General features: G+C 69.2%; 6 protein-coding genes. 4 read left to right on the top strand and 2 right to left on the bottom strand.

What is annotated here, in order from left to right; genetic code table 11:
- Positions 1–639 (bottom strand): FadR/GntR family transcriptional regulator (locus ACFTZB_RS40980; protein ID WP_378440966.1); only part of this gene is annotated, 639 nt, incomplete at its 3' end.
- A gap of 79 nt (positions 640–718) precedes the next feature.
- Between ACFTZB_RS40980 and ACFTZB_RS40975 the strand changes: the two genes are divergently transcribed.
- Genes ACFTZB_RS40975 through ACFTZB_RS40965 form a run of 3 tightly spaced genes read left to right on the top strand, consistent with a single transcriptional unit; the run spans position 719 to position 3,560 of the window.
- The gene (locus ACFTZB_RS40975) at positions 719–1,474 is read left to right on the top strand and encodes a (Fe-S)-binding protein (RefSeq protein ID WP_378440964.1); all 756 of its coding nucleotides are present in this window, start codon (positions 719–721) and stop codon (positions 1,472–1,474) included.
- On the top strand, positions 1,471–2,952 hold the full coding sequence (locus tag ACFTZB_RS40970) for a LutB/LldF family L-lactate oxidation iron-sulfur protein (RefSeq protein ID WP_378440962.1): 1,482 nt from the start codon (positions 1,471–1,473) through the stop codon (positions 2,950–2,952). Before ACFTZB_RS40975 ends, ACFTZB_RS40970 begins: the two co-directional genes overlap by 4 nt.
- Complete coding sequence (locus ACFTZB_RS40965; protein ID WP_378440959.1) at positions 2,949–3,560, top strand: lactate utilization protein C; 612 nt, start codon at positions 2,949–2,951, stop codon at positions 3,558–3,560. The genes ACFTZB_RS40970 and ACFTZB_RS40965 overlap by 4 nt, the downstream gene beginning before the upstream one ends.
- 118 nt (positions 3,561–3,678) lie before the next feature.
- Here ACFTZB_RS40965 and ACFTZB_RS40960 read toward each other — a convergent pair whose 3' ends face one another.
- Positions 3,679–4,695: a PHP domain-containing protein gene (locus tag ACFTZB_RS40960; protein ID WP_378440957.1), complete on the bottom strand. Its 1,017-nt coding sequence runs from the start codon at positions 4,693–4,695 to the stop codon at positions 3,679–3,681.
- Between the two features lie 156 nt (positions 4,696–4,851).
- On the opposite strand from ACFTZB_RS40960, the gene ACFTZB_RS40955 reads away from it, so the two are divergent.
- Positions 4,852–6,921, top strand: a complete 2,070-nt coding sequence (locus ACFTZB_RS40955) for a PhoX family protein (protein WP_378440955.1) — start codon at positions 4,852–4,854, stop codon at positions 6,919–6,921.
- The last annotated feature ends 1 nt before the right edge of the window (position 6,922 follow it).

Raw genomic sequence — 6,922 nt, 5'->3', positions numbered from 1 at the left:
GCCGGCGGCCTCGGCGCCGTGCCCTGCGCGGAGGGCGGCGACGATCCCGCGGTGCTCGCAGCGCAGATGGGTCGCGACCGCGGGCCAGTCGTCGAGCAGCGGAACCGCCTGCATGACGTAGCCGTGGATGGAGTCGCGGAGCGAGACCATCATCGCCTCGACGAGGACGTTGCCGGCCAGTTCGGCCATCGCGACGTGCAGGTCGGCGTCGAGGCGGTGGAACGCCTCCGGGGAGAGGTCCTCGTCGTCCATCGCGTCGAGCAGTGCGTCGATGGCCGAGAAGTCGAGGTCACCGGACTGCCCGGCGGCCTCCTGCACCGCCCACGACTCGAGCAGCGTGCGGGTCTGGACGACGTCGCGGATCGGCAGGGTGCGCGTCGCCATGTGCAGTCGCAGTGCCGCGCCGATGGACGCGGCCGGGTCGGCGGCGACGATCGCGCCTGCGTCCGGTCCGGACCCGACGGCCGTGCGGACGATGCCCATCGCCTCGAGCACGCGCATGGCCTCGCGGACCGACGAGCGTCCGACGCCCAGTTCCTCGGCGAGTGCGCGCTCGGCGGGCAGACGACCGCCGACGGTGAGTTTGCCGGCCGCCAGATCCTGCTCGATGCGGTGCAGGACGACCTCGTGTGTGCGCACGACCGAAGTTTACCTGGTGTGGTCTGACCACAGTGCGCTACTGTGGTCAGACCACAGCCCAGCCCGGTTGGAGTACCCGATGAGAATCGCCCTGTTCGCCACCTGCCTGGCGGATGCCCTGTTCCCCAAATCCGCCACCTCCACGGTCCGTCTGCTCGAGCGGCTCGGCCACGAGGTCGTGTTCCCGCCGAAGCAGACGTGCTGCGGGCAGATGCACGTCAACACCGGCTACCAGGCCGAGGCGCTGCCGCTCGTCCGTCACCACGTGGAGGCGTTCGAGAGCGGACCGTCGTGGGACGTCGCGGTGGCGCCGTCCGGTTCCTGCGTCGGATCCGTCCGGCACCAGCACGCGATGGTCGCCCGGCGGTACGGGGACGAATCGCTCGCGACCCGCGCCGAGGACGTCGCGTCCCGGACGTACGAGCTGTCGGAACTGCTCGTCGACGTCCTCGGTGTCACCGACGTCGGCGCCTACTACCCGCACCGGGTGACGTACCACCCGACGTGCCACTCGCTCCGGATGCTGCGGGTCGCCGACAAACCGCTGCAACTGCTGCGCGCGGTGCGGGGGATGACCCTGATCGAGCTGCCCGCGGCCGAATCCTGTTGCGGCTTCGGCGGAACGTTCGCGCTGAAGAACTCCGAGACGTCGACCGCGATGCTCGCCGACAAGATGGGCAACGTCCTGAGCACCGGCGCCGAGGTGTGCAGCGCGGGCGACTCGTCCTGCCTGATGCACATCGGCGGCGGGCTGTCCCGGCTGCGCAGCGGGGTCCGCACCGTCCACCTCGCCGAGATCCTGGCGAGCACCGAGATGATCGGGAGCACCGCATGACCACGTTCCTCGGCTCACCCACCTTCCACGCCGGCACCGGAAACATCCGGGGCACGGAATCTTTCCCCGACGCCGCCCGGAAGGCACTCACCGACACTCAGCTGCGCGCCAACCTCGGCGCCGCCACCACCACCATCCGCAACAAACGGATCGCCGCGGTCGCCGAGGTCGACGACTGGGAGGAACTGCGCCGGGCCGGCAGCGCCCTGAAGGCGGACGTGATGGCCCGGCTCCCCGAACTGCTCGTGCAGTTCGAGGAGAACGTCACCGCCCGCGGCGGCACCGTCCACTGGGCGCGCGACGCGGAGGAGGCGAACCGGATCATCACCGAACTCGTGCGGGCCACCGGCTCCGACGAGGTGGTGAAGGTCAAGTCGATGGCCACGCAGGAGACGGGCCTGAACGAGCATCTCGAGGAGAACGGGATCGCGGCCATCGAAACCGACCTCGCCGAACTCATCGTCCAACTCGGCGAGGACAAACCGAGTCACATCCTCGTTCCCGCGATCCACCGCAACCGCGCCGAAATCCGCGAGATCTTCCTGAACGCGATGCCCGGTATCGACAAGGACATCACCGACGACCCCCGCGCGCTGGCGATGGCCGCGCGGGCACACCTGCGGCGAAAGTTCCTGTCCGCCAAGGTCGCGATCAGCGGCGCGAACTTCGGGGTCGCCGAGACCGGAACCCTCGCGGTGGTGGAGTCGGAGGGCAACGGACGGATGTGCCTGACCCTGCCCGACACCCTCATCACGCTCATGGGCATCGAGAAACTGGTCCCGACGTTCACCGACCTCGAGGTGTTCATGCAGCTGCTGCCACGGTCGTCCACCGCCGAACGGATGAACCCGTACACCTCCATGTGGACCGGGGTGCATCCCGGCGACGGCCCGCAGAACTTCCACGTCGTCCTGCTCGACAACGGTCGCACCAACGTCCTCGCGGACGAGACCGGGCGGTCGGCGCTGCACTGCATCCGCTGCAGCGCCTGCCTGAACGTGTGCCCCGTCTACGAGCGGGCGGGCGGTCACGCATACGGGTCCGTCTATCCCGGGCCGATCGGAGCGATCCTCAGCCCACAACTCACCGGGACCACAGGCCACGACGACCCCAACGCCTCACTGCCCTACGCGTCCACCCTGTGCGGCGCCTGCTTCGACGCCTGCCCGGTGCGCATCGACATCCCCAGCATCCTCGTGCACCTGCGCGCGGAACAGGTCGACTCCGAACGGCACGGACTGCCCGGCGGCCAGGACCTCGCGATGAAGGCCGCCGGCTTCGTGATGGGGTCGGAGAAACGGTTCGCCGCCGCCGAGACAGCGGCCAAGGTCGGCCGGGTGCTGGGCGGCCGGTCCGGACGCATCACGTCGCTGCCGTACCCGGCGTCGAAATGGACCGCGAGCCGCGACCTGCCCGCCCCGCCGAAGGAGACGTTCCGACAATGGTGGGCCCGCACACACGAGGACACGACCCGATGACCGCACGCGCAGAGATACTGTCCCGGATCCGGTCGGCGCTCGCCGACGCGCCGCCCCCCGAACCCGTTCCCCGCGACTACCACCGCGAGCCCGCGTCCGGCCCCGGCGACGTCGAGTTGTTCGCCCACACCGTCGACGACTACCGCGCACAGGTCCACCGCGCCGACGAGACCACCGTCGCCGAGATCGTCACCGGACTGATCGCGGAGGGGAAGCGGGCCGTCGTCCCACAGGACCTGCCGCAGTCGTGGCGGCCGCGCGGTGACGTCGTCGTCGACGGCGCACCCGCCGAACTGTCGACGCTCGAACTCGACGCCATCGACGTGGTCGTCACCGGCTGCACCCTCGGAATCGCGGCCACCGGGACCATCGTGCTCGACGGCGGCGCCGGTCAGGGACGCCGGGCGCTGACCCTGGTCCCGGATCACCACATCTGCATCGTGCGCACCGATCAGATCGTCGACACCGTGCCGCAGGCCTTCCAGACCCTCGACGCCACCACACCGCTGACGTTCATCAGCGGTCCCAGCGCCACCAGCGACATCGAACTCAACCGCGTCGAGGGCGTGCACGGTCCCCGGACGCTGGACGTCGTGATCGTGCGCTGACGCGCCCGTGCGTGGTTAGCGAGTCCAGAGACTCGTCAACCACTCACGGGGCGCGGAGCGCCCTCGCCGGCGGCGATCACCAGGGCGACCACCGCGACCGGGATCAGCCCGACACGGATCATTGCCGAATCGGCGCGCCGGTCCACTCCAGCAGCTCGGCCACGGGCAGGGTGTTGATCACGTCCGACGGCTCGACTCCGCGCTCGGCGGCGCGCTCGCAGGCATAACCCTGCCAGGCGAGGTGCCCGGTGGTGTGCGCGTCGGTGTCGATGGAGAACTTGCAGCCGCTGTTCAGTGCGAGGTCGATCAGGCGGCCCGGCGGGTCGCGGCGCTCGGGGCGGGAGTTGATCTCCACCGCGGTGCCGTACTCGCGGCACGCGTCGAACACCCGTTCCGCGTCGAACTTCGATTCGGGCCGCGGTCCCCGCACCCCCTCGACGAGGCGGCCGGTGCAGTGCCCGAGCACGTCGACGTGCGGAGACTTGACGGCCTGCAGCATCCGCTTGGTCGTCGTCGCCCGGTCGGTGTCCAGATGCGAGTGCACGCTCGCGACCACGATGTCCAGGTCGGCAAGCAGGTCGTCGTCCTGGTCGAGGGTGCCGTCGTCGAGGATGTCGACCTCGATTCCGGTGAGCACTCGGAACGGCGCGAGCTCGACGTTCAGTTCGGCGACCACGTTCAACTGGACGAGCAGTTGCTCCGACGACAGCCCGTTCGCGACCGTCAGCCGCGGCGAGTGGTCGGTGATCGCGCAGTAGTCGTGCCCCAGCGCGGCGGCGCGCCGCATCATCTCCCGGAGCGGGCACCGGCCGTCCGACCAATCCGAATGGGTGTGCAGGTCGCCGCGGAGGGCCTCGAGCAGTTCCGTTCCGCCGAGACCGATCGGCTCCGCGGAACCGCGCAGATACGTCAGGTACAGCGGCACCGCATCGGCGCACTCCCGGATGATCGCGGCCGCCTCGGAGCCGATGTCGGGCAGGTATACCCAGCCGTTCGCCGCCAGGGCTTCCCGCTCCTCCGCGGTGGAGTACTCGAGTACATCGGCCGCCCGGCGGAAGGCGCCGATCCTGGGTCCCTCGTCGCGCGAACGCTCGAGCCAGAACGCAATTTCCCGCAACGCATCGACGGCGTCCATCTATCCATCGTGCACGCCGTCCGGGCTGCTGGCTAGACGTAAATTACGCCAGACTTAGGGTCGCCTCGTTGTCCGCGCGTTCACACATACGTTCCCTTTCCCTCGCTTACGACTTCTACGGTGCCGGAGTTGTCCGCATTCGAATCGGGAGCCACGGTGAGTTTGAAACCCCTCGCACTGTTCGTCAACCATGACGGCGTGTCCTCGCGCGCGTCCGTCACCTGCCAGTACAAATGCGGAAACGCGTGCTCCCACGACGTGCCCAACACCTCACACGGCGAATACTTCCGTGACATCGCCCGCACCGCCCTGTCGCGGCGCGGGATGTTGCGCGGGACGGGGATGGCCGTCCTCGCCGTCGGCGCGGGCAGTGCGCTGGCCGCCTGCTCCGACGACTCCGGCAGCGGAAGTGCCACCGGCACGGGCGGTTCGGACGGCGCCACCCCGGCGGGAACGAACTTCGGTGCCGTCGCCCCCAACACCGAGGACACCGTCGTCGTCCCCGAGGGGTACGAGCAGGCCGTCGTGATCCGCTGGGGCGACCCGGTGCTGCCCGGGGCACCCGCGTTCGACTTCGACAACCAGACCGCCCAGGCGCAGGCGCAGCAGTTCGGGTTCAACAATGACTTCGCCGGACTGCTGCCGGTCGACGGGCAGCCGAACACCTTCCTGCTGGTGGTCAACCACGAATACACCACCGAGCCGTTCATGTTCACGGGATACGACGCCGAGAACCCGTCGCCGGAGCAGTTCCAGACGGCGCTCGCCGCCCACGGACTGTCCGTGGTGCAGGTGAAGGGTGAATCCGGCTCGGGCGCGCTCACTCCCGACTTCGGGCCGTACAACCGGCGCATCACGGCGACGACGGAATTTCTCGTCACCGGTCCCGCCGCGGGCAGCGACTTCCTGAAGACGTCCGCGGACCCGACGGGCACCAAGGTGCTCGGCACGCTCAACAACTGTTCCGGGGGCGTGACCCCGTGGGGCACGGTGCTGTCGGGGGAGGAGAACTTCAACCAGTACTTCGCGAACGCCGAACTGGTCACCGACCCCACCGTCGCCGCGCGGCTGAAGCGGTACGGCGTGGAAGGTGCTGCATCCGAACGCAAATGGGAGCGTTTCGACAAGCGTTTCGACCTCACCGCGGAGCCGAACGAGGCCAACCGCTTCGGGTACGTCGTCGAGGTGAACCCGTGGGATGCGACGTCCGCACCCGTCAAGCACACGGCGCTGGGCCGGTTCAAGCACGAGGCCGCCACCATCCACGTCACCGACGACGGCACCGTCGTGGCGTACAGCGGCGACGACGAACGCTTCGACTACATGTACAAGTTCGTCTCCAGCCGCAAGATGATGGACGGCAACAGCCAGGCCGCCGTCCGCAACAACATGACACTGCTCGACGCGGGCACCCTGTACGTCGCGAAGTTCGCCGGCAACTCCGCGGACGCGATCGACGGGTCGGGGGCGCTGCCGTCCAGCGGCACGTTCGACGGCACCGGGGAGTGGATCCCGCTGCTGCGCACCGGTGAGGACGGCAAGGGGGAATCCCTCGTCGACGGCATGAGCGCCGAGGAGGTGGCGGTGTTCACCCGTCAGGCCGGCGACAAGGTCGGTGCCACCAAGATGGACCGCCCCGAGGACTTCGAACCCAGCCCGACGACCGGCAAGGTGTACGTGGCGCTGACCAACAACACCAAGCGCGGCGTCGACGGCGGCGCGGCGGCCGACGAGGCCAATCCGCGCAACAACAACAAGAACGGTCAGGTCCTCGAACTGACCGACGACCACGCCGGCACCGCGTTCACGTGGAACCTGCTGCTCGTATGCGGCGACCCGACAGCCGCGGACACCTACTTCGGCGGGTTCGACAAGGAGAGCGTCAGCCCGATCTCCTGCCCCGACAACCTGGCGTTCGACCCGCACGGCAACCTGTGGATCTCCACCGACGGCAACGCGCTGAAGTCGAACGACGGCCTGTTCAGCGTCGTCCTCGACGGGCCGAACCGCGGCGAGACCAAGCAGTTCCTGACCGTCCCGAAGGGCGCCGAGACGTGCGGTCCGATCGTCAGCGAGGAGCGGGTCACGGTGTGCGTGCAGCACCCGGGTGAACTGGACGACGCGAGCGCCGACAATCCGGCGTCGCACTGGCCGGACGGCGGCGACACGCAGCCGCGTCCCGCCGTCGTGGCGGTGTGGAAGTCGGGCGGCCGGATCGGCGTCTGAC

The sequence above is a fragment of the Rhodococcus sp. NPDC057014 genome (genome assembly GCF_042673295.1).
Classification (GTDB): domain Bacteria; phylum Actinomycetota; class Actinomycetes; order Mycobacteriales; family Mycobacteriaceae; genus Rhodococcus_F.
This window is presented reverse-complemented; position numbering and strand designations above follow the sequence as displayed.